The sequence below is a fragment of the Cyanobium sp. Lug-B genome (assembly GCF_024345635.1).
In the GTDB taxonomy this organism is placed as follows: Bacteria; Cyanobacteriota; Cyanobacteriia; order PCC-6307; family Cyanobiaceae; genus Cyanobium; species Cyanobium minutissimum.
Map to the genome: position 1 here is coordinate 1 of NZ_JAGQBM010000072.1, position 15,144 is coordinate 15,144.

Here is a 15,144-nt window from a genome sequence, read left to right on the forward strand (position 1 = left end):
CGGCCGCCCCCACCTCCGGCGCCTCCCCCGCCGGCGTCAGCCGGGTGGCGCTGATCCGCAGCGACGACCGGGTGGCCGGCACCCGCGCGGCGATCGACCTGCTGCAACCCACCGGCCTGAAGGACCGCTCGGTGTTCCTCAAGCCCAACTACAACACCGCTGATCCGGCTCCGGCCGCCACCGACACGCCGCTGCTGGAGGCGCTGGTGGCCGAACTGCGCAATGCCGGCGCCGGCGCCATCACCGTGGGCGATCGCTCCGGCATGGCCGACACCCGCCGGGCGATGGAGGCCAAGGGGGTGTTCGCGCTGGCTGATCGCCTCGGCCTGCAGGCCCTGGTGCTCGACGAACTCGACCGCGACGGCTGGCAGCGCGTGGCCGCCGAGGGCACCCACTGGCCCAAGGGCTTCGCCTTCGCCCGGCCGGCCCTGGAGGCCGGCGCGGTGGTCAACACCTGCTGCCTCAAGACCCATCGCTTCGGGGGGGACTTCACCCTCTCGCTGAAGAACTCGGTGGGACTGGTGGCCAAGGTCGTGCCCGGCGACCCCCACAACTACATGGGCGATCTGCACAGCTCACCCCACCAGCGGCTGATGATCGCCGAGATCAACCAGGCCTACAGCCCCGCCCTGGTGCTGCTCGACGGGGTGGAGGCCTTCGTCGACGGTGGGCCGGAAGCGGGCCGCAAGGTCCGGCCGGGGGTGATCCTGGCGGGCAGCGACCGGGTGGCGGTGGACGTGGTGGCCGTGGCCCTGCTGCGGTCGCTCGGCACCACCGACGCCGTGGCCCGCGGGCCGCTGTGGCAGCTGGAGCAGATCCGCCGGGCGGTCGAGCTGGGCCTCGGGGCCGCCGGCGCCGATCAGATCGAGATCGTCACCGCCGACGCGGCCGGCCGCGCCATGGCCGACGACCTGCGTCGCCGCATCGCCGCCTGATCACCGCCCTCGTTGGAGGAACCGCCGCACCTGGCCGGGCCAGTCCCCTGGTCGGTCGCCTTGGCGCAGGCTCGTGCTGGCCATGGAGGCCAGCAGCGGCGTGCCCCCCAGCCGCAGGCTGTCGCCCACGTGCAGCACCACGGCCAGGCCCATCAGCAGCCAGGCCACCAGGTGCAGGCTGTAGGCCAGGTGGTGCAGCTGGCCGTCCCGCAGCCAGTCCTCCTGCATCAGCTTGCCGGTGGCCACCGCCAGCACCAGGGCCCCCAGGGCCATGCTGTTGGTGACGCGCTTCAGGCGCGCCCGGCCCAGGGTGAGGGCGTAGGCGGCGAAGACCAGGCCCAGGGGCAGCAGCAGGAAGCCCGCCTGGCCGTGCAGGTCGATCCAGCTGCCGGGCGGGGTGAAGGGCAGCCGCCCCCAGCGGCCGTCGTAGCGGCTGTAGACGAACAGCCCGCTCAGCCAGGCGGCCAGCACCAGCACCGCCGTGAGGCCATGGGTCAGCCGCAGCAGGGAGGGTTGGTAGGGGGGGCGCGCCATGGCGTCAGCCGGGGGTTTCGCCCAGCGTCTCACGGGCCTGGGGCGCTTCGGGGATGAACACCGCGTACATCCCCCGCAGGTCCCCCGTCTGGAAATCGAAGGCCCGGTCGGCGGGGTAGTTCTCCGTCACGAAGGCGGGCCGGCTGGCCTTGGTGCCGTGGCAGGCCAGACAGCTGGGCTCCACGTTGATTCGGCGGTAGTAGGTCACGCCCGTGCCCTGCTCGGCCGTGGCCGGTTGCCACAGGCCGGTGATCGCCGGCTGGCGGTGGAACAGGTCGATCACCTGCCGCTCCTGGGCACTGGTGGGGGCGTGGTCGGGGTTGCGGAACTTGGCCGCCACCTGGCGCACCTGCCAGCCGTTCTCCTGGCCGATCGCGGCGGCCTTCATCCCCACCGGCTTGCAGACCTCCTTCATGGTCTGCAGGGTGGGTTCCTCGCTGCGGCCCTCCAGGGTGGAGGCCAGGGCGATGCGCATCCGATCGAGATCCTCCATGGCCACCACGGCCTTGGCCAGGGCGGCCGGATCCACCGGTGCACCGGCCAGGGCCGCCGGTGGGGCGACGGTGAGCAGCAGGGCGCCGAGCAGCACCATCACGACTGAGGCGAGGGCCGTCAGCGCCAGGCGCCGCAGGCTGGGAAACAGGATCTGGGCCATGGGTCGGTGGCTCCGGAGTCAAGGGGTGGGACGGACGGACCGGCGGGAATGGCAAAAGGGCCCGGATGTCTCCGGGCCCGGCAGGCGCTCAGGGCCTCGATGGCTGGACGGGGTTCAAAGCCCCACTAACCGATCGACGGTGCCGTGAGGGCCACGGGGGTGCTGGCGGTGGCGGCCAGATCGAGGGGAAAGTTGTGCACGTTGCGCTCGTGCATCGCCTCGATGCCCAGGCCGCCGCGGTTGAGGATGTCGGCCCAGGTGTCGACCACACGGCCCTGGTGATCCAGGACCGAGTGGTTGAAGTTCAGCCCGTTGAGGTTGAACGAGAAGCTCACCACCGCCAGGGCGGCGAACCAGATGCCGATCACCGGCCAGGCCGCCAGGAAGAAGTGCAGGCTGCGGCTGTTGTTGAAGGAGGCGTACTGGAAGATGAGGCGCCCGAAGTAGCCGTGGGCGGCCACGATGTTGTAGGTCTCCTCCTCCTGGCCGAACTTGTAGCCTCGGTTCTGGGACTCGGTTTCGGTGGTCTCCCGCACCAGGGAGCTGGTGACCAGCGAGCCGTGCATGGCCGAGAACAGAGAACCGCCGAACACGCCGGCCACGCCGAGCATGTGGAAGGGATGCATGAGCACGTTGTGCTCCGCCTGCAGCACCAGCATGAAGTTGAAGGTGCCGGAGATCCCCAGGGGCAGGGCGTCGGAGAAGGAGCCCTGGCCGATGGCGTAGATCAGCAGCACGGCGGTGGCGGCAGCCACCGGGGCGCTGTAGGCCACGGCGATCCAGGGGCGCATGCCCAGGCGGTAGCTGAGCTCCCACTCCCGCCCCATCCAGCAGAAGATGCCGATCAGGAAGTGGAAGATGATCAGCTGGTAGGGGCCGCCGTTGTAGAGCCACTCGTCGAGGCTGGCGGCTTCCCAGATGGGGTAGAAGTGCAGGCCGATGGCGTTGCTGGAGGGCACCACGGCGGCGGTGATGATGTTGTTGCCGTAGAGCAGGCCGCCGGAGACGGGCTCACGGATGCCGTCGATGTCGACGGGCGGGGCGCCGACGAAGGCGATCACGAAACAGACGGTGGCCGTGAGCAGGGTGGGGATCATCAGCACGCCGAACCAGCCCACGTAGAGACGGTTCTCGGTGCTGGTGACCCAGTTCTTGAAGCGATCCCAGGGATGGACCCCGGAACGCGACAGGGTGGTGAGAGTCATGACAGGACATCCGAAGATGGACAGACCGGGCGCGACGGGCAGCGACAACGTCTTGCGACCATGCCGCTTGCTGCTACCGGACGATAAAACGATAGCGTTGAATGACCCCGGATCGGGGCTTCCCACCATGCGTGCTTCTGCTCAACCTGTTCCGGGCTCCCCTGTCAGCCGCGCCTGGCCAGGGGCGGCGGCGCTGGCGGCCCTGCTGCTGGTGCTGCTGCTGACCCTGGCGCCCGGTCTGGCCCGGGCCGACGAGGGCCAGCGCTGGAGCCTGCGCGACCGGGACGACAACCGCTGGTCGCTGCGGGTCTTCGCCCAGCCCGATCCCGCCTACCCCAGCGGCGAGCGCCTGCGCCTCAGCGCCCTCACCCCGGGCATCGCCGTCGACCACAGCCGGCCCCTGCGGCTCAGCGACGGGGTCGGCGGCTCCTGGACCCTGGCCAACCGCAGCGAGGAGCTGGTGGCGGTCGGGGCCGGGCCCCTGCCGGAAAGCTCGGCCCAGTTCGACATGGCCGACCTGCTGCCCCGCCCCAGTGACGCCCTGCCCCTCGTCCTCAGCCTGCCCCTGGCGGGTGACGCATCGGCAGAGCTGGTGCTGGGGCCGGAGGAAACCCAGGCCCTGCATGCGATGCCTGGCCCCGGGGCCGGTGGCTGAGGCCCCCACGGGGGAGCGAGCCCGCTGCCGGCGGCCGGCCGTCAGCGGCCCAGGCGGATGCTGCGCAACGAATCCATCAGACCAAGGATGTTGAGGAGCCACACCACGACGGCGACCACCACGACGATGTTCAGGATGCGTTTGATCTTCCCGTCCATGGGGATGTAGTTGTTGACGAGCCACAGCAGGACCCCGACGACGATCAGGGTGATGATGAGCGAAATCAGCGACATGATGCGTTCTCCTGTTGGTTGAATCGGATACAGAAATTAGGTCGTTCTGCGGTGGTTTTCTGCACCGCGATGCTGCAGATCAGCCGCAAAGGCGAACATCGCTCGTGGCGCAGATTTCGCCATCCCTAGGCTCGCTGATGTCCCTCTTTTCTGGTCACCATGTCAGATTGTTTTGGGGACTATTTGCGCAGCATCGGTCGTATCCCTTTGCTGACGCCTTCCGAGGAATTGCACCTCGGAGCCCTGGTGCAGGACTGGCGCTCTCAGCCAGCGCCAGCCCCCAGTCAGGAGCGGCGAGGGCGCCGGGCTTTCGCGCGCATGGTGACGGGCAATCTGCGTCTGGTGGTGTCGCTCTGCAAGCAGCAGCACAGCCGCATCCGGCAGATGCATCTGGATCCGATGGATGTGGTGCAGGCCGGCAACCTCGGCCTGATCCATGCGGTGGAGCGTTTCCTGCCCGAGCGCGGCTACAGGTTCTCCACCTATGGCTCCTGGTGGATCCGCCAGGCGGTGCATCGCCATCTCCAGGAAACGGCCGGTCTGATCCGGGTGCCGCCCCAGATGGCGGCCCTGGCCCGCAAGGTGCATGCCCTGCGCCATGCCTCCCCGGAACCCCTGACGCTGGCCGCGATCGGCATCCAGCTGGGGGAGAGCCCGCGACGGCTGGAAACCGTGCTTCAGGCCTCCCATGACCTGCAGACCCTCTCTCTCGATCAGACCCTGGGGAACACGGACGGGGAGGTGAGTCTGAAGGATCTGATCGGCGATCCCTCCGAGCCCGGCCTTCGGGACGATTACCGCTGGCTGCACCGCGCCCTCGTCCAGCTGTCCCCCTTGGAGCGCCGGGTGCTGCGTCTTCGCTACGGCGGTGCGGAGTCCCCGTCGCTGGCGAAGATCGGCGAGGGCATCGGCCTGTCCAAGCACAAGGTGCAGCATCTGGAGCGCAAGGCCCTGCTGACGCTGCGCCGTTGCCTGGCGGAGGAACGCTGATCCCCCCGCCGCTGGCACGTCATACGGTCCGACCACTGATCAGTCGGGCCGCGATCACGATCAGGGCGATCACCAGAAGCAGGTGGATCAGGCCGCCCAGGGAGGTGGACGTCACCAGACCGAGCAGCCAGAGAACCACCAGGACGACGGCAATGGATTCCAGCATGGGGTCCTCCTTTGGGTGGTGATGGGCCGGTTACTTGATCTTGTTCGCCAGTTTGTCGGCGGCATCACTGGCCTTGCGGGCCACGTCCCTGGAGCCGTCCTTCACGGCTTCTTTCGCGTTCATGGCGGAGGCCTGCACCTGCTTGGCTTTGCCCTTCACCTGGCGACCCGTGTCGCCGGTGATTTCGCCGTAGGCCGATTCCATCTTGCCTTCGGCTTCCTTGGCTTTGGCGCCCATCTTGTCGGTCATGCTGGCGAAGGCGACCGGTGAGATGGAGCGTGCTTGGCTGGCCATGGCCATGGCAGGCCACTGGATCATCAGGGAGATCACCAGCGCCGCCATGGAGGCGAGGCTGAACAGACGTTTTCGGATGCGATGTGTCATCGGATCTTGCTTTGCGGTGGTCCACCCCTTCTCTACTGAGCGCGGTGCGCCGCGAAGAGTCCGGTCGGCGCCATCTGGGTACTCCAGGAGGCGGCGTCCTGCCGCGGCTCAGTGGTGCCAGGCAGTCTGGGCTTTGTAGCGATTCATCTCTTTTCTGCTGCAGTCTGCGTCGTCTCTGCCATAAGCAGCGAGATCCATGGCCAGGCCCCATGAAAACCACCCGTCTGGAGGCCTTCAGTGACGGTGTCCTGGCCATTGTGATCACGATCATGGTGCTGGAGATCAAGGTGCCCCACGACACCGGACCGGCGGCCCTGGTGCCCCTGATCCCTGTCTTTCTGAGCTATCTGCTGAGCTTCATCTATATCGGCATCTACTGGAACAATCACCACCACATGCTGCACACCCTGCAGCGGGTCAGTGGCCCGGTGCTCCTGGCCAACCTCCATCTGCTGTTCTGGTTGTCGCTGGTGCCCTTCGCCACCGGCTGGATGGGCCAGAACCCCAGGGCGATCGCCCCTTCGGTCCTTTATGGCGCCGTGATGATGATGGCGGCCCTCGCCTATTTCATCCTCCAGGGCCGAATCATCGCCAGCCAGGGCCCCGACTCCCTGCTGCGCCGGGCCGTGGGCCGTGACTGGAAGGGGCAAACCTCCCTGGCGCTCTATCTGGTGGCGATGCTGGTGAGCCTGCGTTCCCCGGCCGTTGGCCAGGCGGTCTATGGGCTGGTGGCCCTGATGTGGCTGATCCCCGATCGCCGCATTGAGCGGGTGCTGTCCGGCTAAGCGCTCTGAACGCGCACCAGCTCCTCGGCCGCGAAGGCTGCCGCCTGCTCCAGCAGGCGCCGTTCCTCCTCATCGGCCCGGGTGCAGGCGAAGCCGTAGCGGGCCCGCACCCGCTCGGAGGCCTGACGCAGCGCCAGGGTGCCCCTGGTCCGCAGCTCCGCCACCGTCACGGTCTGGCCCGGGGCGAGGTGCTCGAGGATCACGGTGGAGGGGGAATAGAGGCGACTCCTGCCCCCGTCCGGCCATTCCAGTGTCAGCTCCACTTCCGGCATGGCGCCCCCCACCACCCAGCGAGGCCATTGTGTGCCGGGCCCCTTCCGGTTGCGGTGGCGATCACGACAGGTTGATCACGACCGCCCGATCAGGGCAGCGCCCCGAAGCCGGTGAGCGGCGCCTCTCCGCGCCAGATCTCCTGCTGCTGCCCCCCCGCCGCCAGCACCAGCCGCCGCTCCGCCGTGAACGTGCCGATCCGCGCCAGCAGCAGGCCGCCGCAGGCGGCGACCCGCTCCGCCAGCCGCCCCTCCTGATCGGGGCGGGCGGCCAGCAGGAAGCCGAAGCTGGGAAAACAGGTGAGCCAGGGCTCCAGCGCCACCCCCGCGGGGGGCTGGATCGCCCCCAGGTCCAGGGTCAGGCCGCAGCCGGCCGCCTCGCAGACCATGGCCGCGGTGCCCACCAGGCCGCCCATGCTGATGTCCTTGGCGGCGTGGACGCTCCCATCGGCCGCCAGATCCGCCATCAGGGCCAGCTGGCGCCGCAGCCGGGCGGGGTCGGCTTCCGTGGCCGCATCCCAGCAGAGGGAGTCGCCGCGGAAGCCGCCGTTGGGGTCGATCAGCAGGTGGCAGTGGTCGCCGGGGCGGGCGGCGCGGGCCGAGAGCACCGGGCCGGCGGCCGTGCCCAGCACCGCCACCGCCAGGGCGTCGTAGGGGCTGTGCAAATTGGTATGCCCCCCCACCACCGGCACCCCGAACACCTCGGAGGCCCGGCGCAGGCCCGCCAGGATCGGCTCCGCCCGGCTGGCGCTGCGGCACCAGAGGCTGTTCACCACCGCGATCGGGGTGCCTCCCATGGCGGCGATGTCGCTGAGGTTCACCAGCACGCCGCACCAGCCGGCGAACCAGGGGTCGGCGGCCACCAGGGCCGGGTCGATGCCCTCACTGGCCAGCAGCAGCGGCGTGGCCACCGCCGGCAGCAGGGCGGCGTCGTCGCCGAGGGCCGCGGCGGGACCCAGGGCGGGAAAGGGCTGGTGGGGGAAGGTGGCCGCCGGGGACTGGATGTCGGTCTTGCCGGTGAGACCGCTGAGCTGGCGCAGCCTGCCGGCCAGTTCCACCAGATCAGGATCCTGCGGCCCGGGGCGACTCACGCCGCCGCCACCCCCGCCGCTGCCGCTTCGCCCACCGCCAGGGGGCGCCGTTCGTGGCCGGGCTGGTAGTAGGAGAGGTCGGCCTCCATCAGGTGGTGGGGCAGGCCGCGGATCTCCAGGGTGTCGATCGAGGTCCAGTGCAGGCGCTGGAAGAAGCGCACGTTCTGCAGCTGCACCGTGGCCAGGAAGCGGTCGCAGCCCCAGCCGTTGGCGGTCGTCACCGCCTTCCAGATCAGGCCCTTGCCGATCTGGTTGTGGCGGCGGTGGTCACCGTGCACCCCGAGCCGGCCGCCGTACCAGAGGCGGGGCCGCTCCTCCAGGATCCGCACCACCCCCACCACGCCGCTGCCGCTGCCGGCGCTGTGGTCGAGGGCGGCGATGGGGTAGGCGTGGCCATCCTTCTCATCCCGGTCGCTGGCCTCGAACAGGTGCTGCTCCTGGCAGAAGATGGCGCTGCGCAGCTGCCAGTAGCCCTCCTCCAGGGGCGTGCCGCGCCGCAGCAGGTGGAAGGAGAAGCGCTGGGAGCTGGCTGTGGGCGAGAGGCGGAAGTCCTCCGCCTCGATCGCCACCCCCCGCCGCACCGAGGGGGTGAAGGCGGCCGGCGCCGAGCTGGCGCTGCGGCCGATGTCGTGGCTGGAGGGGTCGATGAAGAACATGGCCGCGCTCAGGGGGTGACCGGCTCCGGGCCGGCTTCGAACAGGGAGAGGGCCGAGCATGCGCCGCACTTGGCGCAGCCGGCCGCCATGGCCTCGGACCTGAGGTCGGAGGCCCGCAACCGGTCGCCCACCGCCGTGTAGACGGCCACCATGAAGTCGGTGGAGGGGGCGGGATGGGCCTCCAGGGGGGTGCCGGCGATCGGCACGAAGGGCACCACGAACGGGTAGACCCCCAGGGCGATCAGCCGTTCGCTCACGGCAATGAGGGAGGCGGCGCTGTCCCCCAGGCCGGCCAGCAGGTAGGTGGACACCTGGCCGCGGCCGAACACCGCCACGGCCTCGGTGAAGGCCTCCATGTAGCGCTCCAGCCCCAGCTCCGACTTGCCCGGCAGGATCCGCCGCCGCACCTCCTCTTCCACCACCTCCAGGTGCATGCCGAGGCTGTCGACGCCGGCGTCCTTCATGCGCCGGTACCAGGCCGGGTCGTCGGGGGGTTCGCACTGGGCCTGGATCGGCAGGTTCACCCGGGCCTTGACGGCGGCGGCGGTCTCGGCCATCAGCCGGGCGCCCCGGTCGTCGCTGTTGGGGGTGCCGGTGGTGAGCACCAGCTGGCGCACGCCATCGAGACGCACCGCCGCCTCGGCCACCTCCGCCACCTGGGCCGGCGTCTTTCGCACGAGGGTGCGGCCATCCTCCAGCGACTGCTCGATGGCACAGAACTGGCACGACTGGGTTCGGTCGCGGAAGCGGATGCAGGTCTGCAGGAGGGTGGTGGCCAGCACGTCCCGGCCGTGCAGCAGGGCGATCGAGCGGTACGGGATGCCCTCGGCGGTGGTCAGGCCGTAGAAGCGCGGCTCCGGCGGCGCTTCCACGGCGAGGGCCATCGCCGCCGCCGGGCCGCTCACCTCCAGGCCGCCGCCGGCGGCGGTGTCCAGCCGGTAGGGCGAGGTGCCGGCCACGGCGTTGTAGACGGGCACCATCACGGTGGTGCCGTCGATGCTGAGGGCGCGGTGATCCGAGGGGCCCGCCCCGCCCCGGCGGCCGGGGTTGCCGGGCACCGCCGGGTCGACCACCCCGTGCACCTGCAGTTCGGTGAGCCGGCGCCCCAGGGCGCGGCGGTCGTGCTCAGCCATGGTGCAGTTCCTCCAGCAGGGGCAGGCCTGGGGACGCTTCGCCAGGAGTGCCGGCCGCGGCGAATCCGTTCAGTCCGGGCTCAGCAACCCGCTCATGCAGCTGGCGGGCGGGGCTGCGGTCGATCCGCAGCCCCAGCAGGTCGGGGCGGCTGTAGTGGCCGACGCTGTCCATCATGCGTTTGCGTTTGGTGATCAGGCTCAGGTCGAGTTCGGCGATGGCCAGGCCCTCGCCATCGGGCAGCGGCCCGGCCAGATAGCGGCCCTCCGGGCTGATCACCGCCGTGTGGCAGCCCCCCTGGCAGGCCTTCTGCAGCACCGGATCGGGCGTGATCTTCTCGACGTCCTCCGGCTCCAGCCAGGCGGTGGAGGACACCACGAAGCAGCCGGCCTCGAGGGCGTGGTGGCGCAGGGTGACGGCGGTCTGCTCGGCGAAGATCGGCCCCACCAGCGAGCCGGGGAACTGGGCGCAGTGGATCTCCTCGCCCTGGGCCATCAGGCTGAAGCGGGCCAGGGGGTTGTAGTGCTCCCAGCAGGCCAGGGCGCCGATGCGCCCGAGGGCGGTGGGCACCACCTGCAGGCCGGCCCCGTCCCCCTGGCCCCAGACCATCCGCTCGTGATAGGTGGGGGTGAGCTTGCGGCGCTTGAGCACCAGCTCACCGGCGGCATCGATCAGCAGCTGGGCGTTGTAGAGGCTGCCCCCGTCGCGCTCGTTGATGCCCAGCAGCACGTGCAGGCCGAGCTGGCGGGCGGCGGCGGCGATGCGGCCCAGGGCCGGGCCGGGCACCGTCACCGCCTGCTCGTAGAGCTTGAGGTGCGACTTGCCCATCAGCACCGGCGGCTCCACGAAGGAGAAATAGGGGTAGTAGGGCAGGAACGTCTCGGGAAAGACGATCAGCTCCACCCCGGCCGCGGCGGCCTCCTCCATGGCCGCGACCACCCGCGCCACCGAGCCGTCCAGGCTGTAGAGCACCGGACGGATCTGGGCGGCGGCGACGGTGACCGTGGCGGGCATTCAGAGCGTCCAGGTGTCGAGGATGAAGGCGCCTTCCTTGCGGTGCAGCAGCACGATGTCGAGCACGTCGAGGGGGTTGACCGGGATGATTCCGGGGATCAGGGCGCCTTCGCCGTGGCCGTAGAGGGCCTGGAGGGCGAAGCGGCAGGCGTAGACCTTGCCGCCCTGGTCCATGAACTTCTGGATGCGGGCGCCGAAGTTGAGGTGGCCGTCGAAGGCGGCGTCGCCCAGCTTGGGGAAGCCCCGCTGCAGACCCAGGGTCACGCCCGGGCCGTAGAGCAGGATCGAGGTCTCGAAGCCCTTGTTGATCAGGCGGCTGGCCTGCAGCAGGTTCACCAGGCCGATGGAGCCCTCGAAGGCCACGGTGTGGAAGGTGACCAGGGCCTTCTCACCGGGTTCGGCCTTGACGTCGGGAAAGACCTTCTCCTCGTAGTCGACGAGGAACTCACCCGTCTGGTTGGCGGGACGGCTGACCTGGGGCATGGGGAGGTGCGGTCGGTGGAATCGGCATGGGGGACCGTGCCACGGATGAACTTTTGTTCTGTGTCGCCGATGCCACCGAATGCCGCCTCTCGCCCATCGCCGTCGGCGGGGCGATCCGTGGCGGTCGTTACAGGGCGTATCGGCCGCGGCGGCCAGCATTGGTTTTCGTGTTCAGCCGGGGTGGCCGTGGCCAGGGGTTCGGAGTCGGCGCAGCGGCATGCGGTGGTGGTGGTGGGCGGCGGCCAGGCGGGCCTGTCGGTCGCCCACTGCCTCCAGAAGCGGGGGGTGCGTCCCCTGGTGCTGGAGCGCCATCGCATCGGCCATGCCTGGGCCCGCCAGCGCTGGGAGTCCTTCTGCCTGGTGACGCCCAACTGGCAGTGCCGCCTGCCCGATTTCCCCTACGACGGCGACGATCCCGAGGGCTTCATGGGCCGCGAGGAGATCGTCCGCTACGTGCAGCGCTTCGCCGACCACATCCAGGTGCCGGTGCGCGAGGGCGTGGCCGTGAACCGCCTGCAGGCCAGCGGCAACGGGTTCCTGCTCTCCACCGACGAGGGCGCCATCGAGGCGGAGCAGGTGGTGATCGCCACCGGCGGCTACCACCGCCCGAAGCGCCACCCCCTCGCCGCCCGGCTTCCCGAGCGGATCCTGCAGATCGATGCCCGTGACTACGACAGCCCCGCCACGCTCCCCCCCGGGCCGGTGCTGGTGGTGGGCAGTGGCCAGTCGGGCTGCCAGATCGCCGAAGACCTGCACCTGGCTGGCCGCCGGGTGCACCTGAGCGTCGGCAGTGCCCCCCGCTCCCCCCGCCGCTACCGAGGCCGCGACGTGGTCGACTGGCTCGATCGCATGGGCTACTACGCCATGCCGATCGACCAGCACGCCGATCCCAGGGCGGTGCGTGGCAAGACCAACCACTACCTCACCGGCCGCGACGGCGGCCGGGAGATCGACCTGCGCCGCCGGGCCCTCGAGGGGATGGTGCTGCACGGCCGCCTGGCCGACCTCGGCCACGACCGCATCCGGTTCGCCGGCGACCTGGCCGCCAACCTCGACGGGGCCGATGCCGTCTACAGCCGCATCTGCCGCAGCATCGACGACCACATCGCCGCCCAGGGGCTCAGCGCCCCCGATGAGCCCCCCTATGTCCCCTGCTGGACACCGCCCCCCGGTCCGCCGGAGCCCCTCGACCTGGCCGCCGAGCCGCTGGCGGCCGTGATCTGGTGCACGGGCTACCGGCCGGATTTCTCCTGGGTGGAGGTGCCCGTCTTCGATGGCGCCGGCCATCCGGTCCACGAACGGGGCCTCACCCAGGTGCCGGGGCTCTACGTTCTCGGCCTGCCCTGGCTGCACACCTGGGGCTCGGCCCGGTTCTGCGGCGTCGCCGAGGACGCCGAGTACCTGGCGGAGGCGATCCGGCTGCGGGCCTCGCGCCAGGCCGCCAGCCAGGAGCGGCTGGAGTGCACCGCCCTGCTGGGCACCTGAGCCCTCAGGCCACCAGGGTCGACCAGGTGAAGGCCAGGCCGATGCCCATCAGCAGACCGGCGGTGATGTTGACCGCACCGCTGGAGGCCGTGCGGCGCCAGCGCCTGACGGCCGTGAGGGCCACCAGCAGCAGCAGGCTCTGGCTCACCAGCAGACCCCCCAGGTAGAAGCCGATCGGGGTGGGCTCCCAGCCGAGGACGGCGCCGCTGAGGGCGTAGCCGTGCAGCAGGAAGGCGGGCACCAGCACGGCCGGGGGCAGGCGCCGGGCCAGCACCAGGCCCGTGAGGGCCACCGACAGGGCCACCAGCGGCTCGATCCAGGGGAAGCCGGGCAGGGCCAGCCCCAGGGCGTTGCCCACCAGCCCGCAGCCCAGCAGGGCCAGCACCCAGCGGAAGGGCTGGACGATGCCCACCAGGCCGATGGCCAGCAGGAACAGCAGGTGGTCGGGGCCCAGGATCGGGTGGGCCAGGCCGCTCAGCAGGCCGGACACCACGCCGGGCTTCATGCCGGTGAGATCCATCAGGTGGTGCGCCGAGGCCGGGGCGGCCAGCAGCAGGGGCAGGGCGCACAGAGCGACCAGGGCGATGGGCGTGGCGATGGGCGGGATGCCGCGTCGCTGGGCCAGGGAAGGCAGGTTCATGAATGATCTCCGGTCCTCGCCGGCAGGAATGGTGTCGTGGGGGGTGAGCGTTCTGACTGAGGACGCCGGGGCGGGGGGCCACGGTGTCCATCACAGCTGCGGGACAGCGGCGGACTTGGGTTACCCCGCACCGCCTTTCCTCCTTGCGTCCTCCCCGTGAAGGGGAGGAACCTCCTGCGGGCCATCCTCCCCCCTTACCGGTCAGAAGCTGCGGTCATCGGGCGGCAACGTCACGGGCTGCGGGCACAATGGGTGGACGGTTCCCGGGGTTCACCTCCGGGAGGAAACGAGGAAAGTCCGGTGCACGGCAGGGTTCTCCCTTCCACCATTCCGGCGCTGTCCCGCAGCTGTGATGGGGTCACCCTCAGCCAGAACGCTCGCCGTGAACCGTTCCTTCCATCCCCGGCGCGGACCGGGACCCTCGATGACCCACTTTTCCGGCCTGCGCTCCTGGACCCTGCTGGGCAGCGCCGCCGCCCTCGGTTTCGTGCTCGTCGGCCAGCCGGCCCAGGCCCATGGCCTCGCCCACGGCGGCCTCGGCTACGGCTTCCTCCACCCGATCACCGGGGTGGACCACCTGCTGCTGCTGATCGGTGTGGGCGCGGCCGCGTCCTACGTGTCGGCCCAGCTGCTGCTCTGGGGCCTGGCCGGCGCGGTGCTGGGGGGCCTGGCCGGGGCCATGGGCTTCACCATGCCGTTCGCTGAAGTGCTCGCCGCCCTAGCGATCTCGGCGGTGGCGCTGCTGATCCTGAATTCCCACCGCGAAGGCCGCAGCCCCGGTCTGGCCTTCGGTGGCGGCCTGGTGGCCGCTGCGGTGGCCCTGCACGGCGCCCTGCACGGCGGTGAGGCCCCTGTCGATGCTTCGGCCTTCGGCTGGTGGGCCGGTGCCCTGGCCGCTTCGGTGCTGGTCAGCGGTGGCTCGTTCCTGCTGATGCGCCGCCTTCCCCTGGTCTGGACGGCCCGCCTGGCCCTGCTGCTGGCGGTGCTCGGCGGCGCCCTGGCCCTCGCCCCGATGGGCGTGCTGGTTCGCTGAGGCCCTAAGCCTCAACAGGCCCCTGCAGCAGGGCCGCCGCCAGCGCCAGGGCCCCCTGGCAGGCATCGCCGGCGGCCCCCACCAGCCGACTCCCCGGCAGGTCCTGAGCCAGGCTTCGGGAGAAAGGGCCCCGCAGCTGCTCCAGGTGGCGCAGCGCCCCGCCCATCGGGCACACCGCCGGCCCCACCAGATCCAGGCTCCGGGCCACCCCTGCCACCATCGCCGAGAGCGCCCCGGCGTTGTGCTCCATCACGGCGACGGCCCGGGGGTCCCCCGCGGCGGCGAGGCGATCGAGCACCGGGGCCAGCCGGGCAAAGCCGGCGGGGCCGAACCCGTCGGCCACCACCAGCGCCTTGAGCCGCTGGGGAGCCCCAGGATCGTCCGGGTCCAGATCGAGGGCCACCCAAAGGGCCCGCCGCAGGGGGGTCTCGGCGAGGCGGCCATCGGCCATCTGAAGGCTCAGGGCCAGGCCGTCCCGGCCGATGTCCATGGCCGAACCGGCCCCATCCAGCAGCCAGCCCCAGCCGGCGCAGCGGTGCTCGCGGCCGGCGCCGTTTCGGCCGATGGCGATCGTGCCGGTGCCGCTGATCACCACGATGCCCGGCCCGCCTGGGAAGGCTCCCCGCAGGGCGGTGCGCTCGTCGCCGGTGACCACCACCCGCTCCGGCTCCAGCCCCAGGACGGCCGCCGCCAGGGCCTGCCCCTGGGCCTGCACCGCTGTCCCCTGCTCGATGCCGCTGGCCCCCACGGCGGCCGCCACCAGAACGGCACCGTCGGCGGGCTCGCTCGTGGCCACGCCG

The 15,144-nt window shown here is 70.9% G+C and carries 20 protein-coding genes, 1 pseudogene and 2 riboswitches; of the genes and pseudogenes, 7 read left to right on the plus strand and 14 right to left on the minus strand.

Translation table 11 applies throughout. From position 1 onward, the window contains the following. Positions 1-935: DUF362 domain-containing protein (locus tag KBY81_RS14250; protein ID WP_254976836.1), on the plus strand; the 935-nt coding region annotated here is incomplete at its 5' end. Here KBY81_RS14250 and KBY81_RS14255 read toward each other — a convergent pair. The 3 genes from KBY81_RS14255 to psbA form a co-directional block, all read right to left on the minus strand. Further along, complete coding sequence (locus KBY81_RS14255) at positions 936-1,469, minus strand: cytochrome b/b6 domain-containing protein (protein WP_254976837.1); 534 nt, start codon at positions 1,467-1,469, stop codon at positions 936-938. A 4-nt stretch (positions 1,470-1,473) separates the two neighbouring features. Next, the gene (locus KBY81_RS14260) at positions 1,474-2,124 is read right to left on the minus strand and encodes a DUF3365 domain-containing protein (protein ID WP_254976838.1); all 651 of its coding nucleotides are present in this window, start codon (positions 2,122-2,124) and stop codon (positions 1,474-1,476) included. Between the two features lie 125 nt (positions 2,125-2,249). Next, complete coding sequence (psbA, locus tag KBY81_RS14265; protein WP_254972621.1) at positions 2,250-3,329, minus strand: photosystem II q(b) protein; 1,080 nt, start codon at positions 3,327-3,329, stop codon at positions 2,250-2,252. Between the two features lie 127 nt (positions 3,330-3,456). Between psbA and KBY81_RS14270 the strand changes: the two genes are divergently transcribed. Further along, positions 3,457-3,984, plus strand: a complete 528-nt coding sequence (locus tag KBY81_RS14270) for a DUF3122 domain-containing protein (RefSeq protein WP_254976839.1) — start codon at positions 3,457-3,459, stop codon at positions 3,982-3,984. A 41-nt stretch (positions 3,985-4,025) separates the two neighbouring features. Here the strand turns inward: KBY81_RS14270 and KBY81_RS14275 are convergent, their stop codons facing one another. Next, on the minus strand, positions 4,026-4,217 hold the full coding sequence (locus KBY81_RS14275; protein ID WP_106220818.1) for a Thivi_2564 family membrane protein: 192 nt from the start codon (positions 4,215-4,217) through the stop codon (positions 4,026-4,028). Positions 4,218-4,376: 159 nt separating this feature from the next. Between KBY81_RS14275 and KBY81_RS16765 the strand changes: the two are divergent. Then, positions 4,377-4,463, plus strand: a pseudogene (locus tag KBY81_RS16765) (sigma-70 factor domain-containing protein); the annotation flags it as partial. A 72-nt stretch (positions 4,464-4,535) separates the two neighbouring features. Beyond that, a complete protein-coding gene (locus tag KBY81_RS14280; protein WP_254976840.1) occupies positions 4,536-5,207 on the plus strand; it encodes a sigma-70 family RNA polymerase sigma factor in 672 nt (223 codons plus the stop codon). Positions 5,208-5,226: 19 nt separating this feature from the next. On the opposite strand, the gene KBY81_RS14285 is transcribed toward KBY81_RS14280, so the two are convergent. Then, complete coding sequence (locus KBY81_RS14285) at positions 5,227-5,373, minus strand: lmo0937 family membrane protein (RefSeq protein ID WP_106220816.1); 147 nt, start codon at positions 5,371-5,373, stop codon at positions 5,227-5,229. A 30-nt stretch (positions 5,374-5,403) separates the two neighbouring features. Then, positions 5,404-5,757 (minus strand): CsbD family protein, encoded by a 354-nt coding sequence (locus KBY81_RS14290; protein ID WP_254976841.1) that lies wholly within the window; start codon positions 5,755-5,757, stop codon positions 5,404-5,406. Positions 5,758-5,966: 209 nt separating this feature from the next. On the opposite strand from KBY81_RS14290, the gene KBY81_RS14295 reads away from it, so the two are divergent. Then, a complete protein-coding gene (locus tag KBY81_RS14295) occupies positions 5,967-6,542 on the plus strand; it encodes a TMEM175 family protein (protein ID WP_254976842.1) in 576 nt (191 codons plus the stop codon). Here KBY81_RS14295 and KBY81_RS14300 read toward each other — a convergent pair. From KBY81_RS14300 to KBY81_RS14325, 6 genes are all read right to left on the minus strand, one after another. After that, positions 6,539-6,814: an MSMEG_0570 family nitrogen starvation response protein gene (locus KBY81_RS14300; protein WP_254976843.1), complete on the minus strand. Its 276-nt coding sequence runs from the start codon at positions 6,812-6,814 to the stop codon at positions 6,539-6,541. The genes KBY81_RS14295 and KBY81_RS14300 overlap by 4 nt on opposite strands. 89 nt (positions 6,815-6,903) lie before the next feature. After that, a complete protein-coding gene (locus KBY81_RS14305; RefSeq protein ID WP_254976844.1) occupies positions 6,904-7,902 on the minus strand; it encodes a sll0787 family AIR synthase-like protein in 999 nt (332 codons plus the stop codon). Next, the gene (locus KBY81_RS14310; RefSeq protein ID WP_254976845.1) at positions 7,899-8,558 is read right to left on the minus strand and encodes an MSMEG_0567/Sll0786 family nitrogen starvation N-acetyltransferase; all 660 of its coding nucleotides are present in this window, start codon (positions 8,556-8,558) and stop codon (positions 7,899-7,901) included. The genes KBY81_RS14305 and KBY81_RS14310 overlap by 4 nt, the downstream gene beginning before the upstream one ends. A gap of 8 nt (positions 8,559-8,566) precedes the next feature. Next, positions 8,567-9,691, minus strand: coding sequence for an MSMEG_0568 family radical SAM protein (locus KBY81_RS14315; RefSeq protein WP_254976846.1), 1,125 nt, complete (start codon positions 9,689-9,691; stop codon positions 8,567-8,569). Further along, positions 9,684-10,703 carry a Nit6803 family nitrilase gene (locus KBY81_RS14320; RefSeq protein WP_254976847.1) on the minus strand — a complete coding sequence of 340 codons (1,020 nt, stop codon included), beginning with the start codon at positions 10,701-10,703 and terminating at the stop codon, positions 9,684-9,686. The genes KBY81_RS14315 and KBY81_RS14320 overlap by 8 nt, the downstream gene beginning before the upstream one ends. After that, a complete protein-coding gene (locus tag KBY81_RS14325; RefSeq protein WP_035833359.1) occupies positions 10,704-11,186 on the minus strand; it encodes an MSMEG_0572/Sll0783 family nitrogen starvation response protein in 483 nt (160 codons plus the stop codon). Between the two features lie 186 nt (positions 11,187-11,372). Here KBY81_RS14325 and KBY81_RS14330 point away from each other — a divergent pair, with 186 nt between their 5' ends. Next, positions 11,373-12,671: an MSMEG_0569 family flavin-dependent oxidoreductase gene (locus tag KBY81_RS14330; RefSeq protein WP_254976848.1), complete on the plus strand. Its 1,299-nt coding sequence runs from the start codon at positions 11,373-11,375 to the stop codon at positions 12,669-12,671. A 4-nt stretch (positions 12,672-12,675) separates the two neighbouring features. Here the strand turns inward: KBY81_RS14330 and KBY81_RS14335 are convergent, their stop codons facing one another. Continuing rightward, on the minus strand, positions 12,676-13,311 hold the full coding sequence (locus KBY81_RS14335; RefSeq protein ID WP_254976849.1) for a HupE/UreJ family protein: 636 nt from the start codon (positions 13,309-13,311) through the stop codon (positions 12,676-12,678). A gap of 24 nt (positions 13,312-13,335) precedes the next feature. Then, positions 13,336-13,501, minus strand: a riboswitch (cobalamin riboswitch). A 50-nt stretch (positions 13,502-13,551) separates the two neighbouring features. Next, positions 13,552-13,711: riboswitch (cobalamin riboswitch) on the plus strand. 24 nt (positions 13,712-13,735) lie between these two features. Between KBY81_RS14335 and KBY81_RS14340 the strand changes: the two genes are divergently transcribed. Further along, complete coding sequence (locus KBY81_RS14340) at positions 13,736-14,344, plus strand: HupE/UreJ family protein (protein ID WP_254976850.1); 609 nt, start codon at positions 13,736-13,738, stop codon at positions 14,342-14,344. A 4-nt stretch (positions 14,345-14,348) separates the two neighbouring features. Here the strand turns inward: KBY81_RS14340 and KBY81_RS14345 are convergent. Beyond that, positions 14,349-15,144, minus strand: a 796-nt coding sequence (locus tag KBY81_RS14345; protein WP_254976851.1) for an N-acetylglucosamine kinase, incomplete at its 5' end; no start/stop codon positions are given.

What these genes read in the sequence shown, in the direction of transcription:
- KBY81_RS14255 (WP_254976837.1), bottom strand. Translation starts at nt 1,469, where the DNA reads ATGGCGCGCCCCCCCTACCAACCCTCCCTGCTGCGGCTGACCCATGGC.
- KBY81_RS14260 (WP_254976838.1), bottom strand. Translation starts at nt 2,124, where the DNA reads ATGGCCCAGATCCTGTTTCCCAGCCTGCGGCGCCTGGCGCTGACGGCC.
- psbA (WP_254972621.1), bottom strand. Translation starts at nt 3,329, where the DNA reads ATGACTCTCACCACCCTGTCGCGTTCCGGGGTCCATCCCTGGGATCGC.
- KBY81_RS14270 (WP_254976839.1), top strand. Translation starts at nt 3,457, where the DNA reads ATGCGTGCTTCTGCTCAACCTGTTCCGGGCTCCCCTGTCAGCCGCGCC.
- KBY81_RS14275 (WP_106220818.1), bottom strand. Translation starts at nt 4,217, where the DNA reads ATGTCGCTGATTTCGCTCATCATCACCCTGATCGTCGTCGGGGTCCTG.
- KBY81_RS14280 (WP_254976840.1), top strand. Translation starts at nt 4,536, where the DNA reads ATGGTGACGGGCAATCTGCGTCTGGTGGTGTCGCTCTGCAAGCAGCAG.
- KBY81_RS14285 (WP_106220816.1), bottom strand. Translation starts at nt 5,373, where the DNA reads ATGCTGGAATCCATTGCCGTCGTCCTGGTGGTTCTCTGGCTGCTCGGT.
- KBY81_RS14290 (WP_254976841.1), bottom strand. Translation starts at nt 5,757, where the DNA reads ATGACACATCGCATCCGAAAACGTCTGTTCAGCCTCGCCTCCATGGCG.
- KBY81_RS14295 (WP_254976842.1), top strand. Translation starts at nt 5,967, where the DNA reads ATGAAAACCACCCGTCTGGAGGCCTTCAGTGACGGTGTCCTGGCCATT.
- KBY81_RS14300 (WP_254976843.1), bottom strand. Translation starts at nt 6,814, where the DNA reads ATGCCGGAAGTGGAGCTGACACTGGAATGGCCGGACGGGGGCAGGAGT.
- KBY81_RS14310 (WP_254976845.1), bottom strand. Translation starts at nt 8,558, where the DNA reads ATGTTCTTCATCGACCCCTCCAGCCACGACATCGGCCGCAGCGCCAGC.
- KBY81_RS14315 (WP_254976846.1), bottom strand. Translation starts at nt 9,691, where the DNA reads ATGGCTGAGCACGACCGCCGCGCCCTGGGGCGCCGGCTCACCGAACTG.
- KBY81_RS14320 (WP_254976847.1), bottom strand. Translation starts at nt 10,703, where the DNA reads ATGCCCGCCACGGTCACCGTCGCCGCCGCCCAGATCCGTCCGGTGCTC.
- KBY81_RS14325 (WP_035833359.1), bottom strand. Translation starts at nt 11,186, where the DNA reads ATGCCCCAGGTCAGCCGTCCCGCCAACCAGACGGGTGAGTTCCTCGTC.
- KBY81_RS14335 (WP_254976849.1), bottom strand. Translation starts at nt 13,311, where the DNA reads ATGAACCTGCCTTCCCTGGCCCAGCGACGCGGCATCCCGCCCATCGCC.
- KBY81_RS14340 (WP_254976850.1), top strand. Translation starts at nt 13,736, where the DNA reads ATGACCCACTTTTCCGGCCTGCGCTCCTGGACCCTGCTGGGCAGCGCC.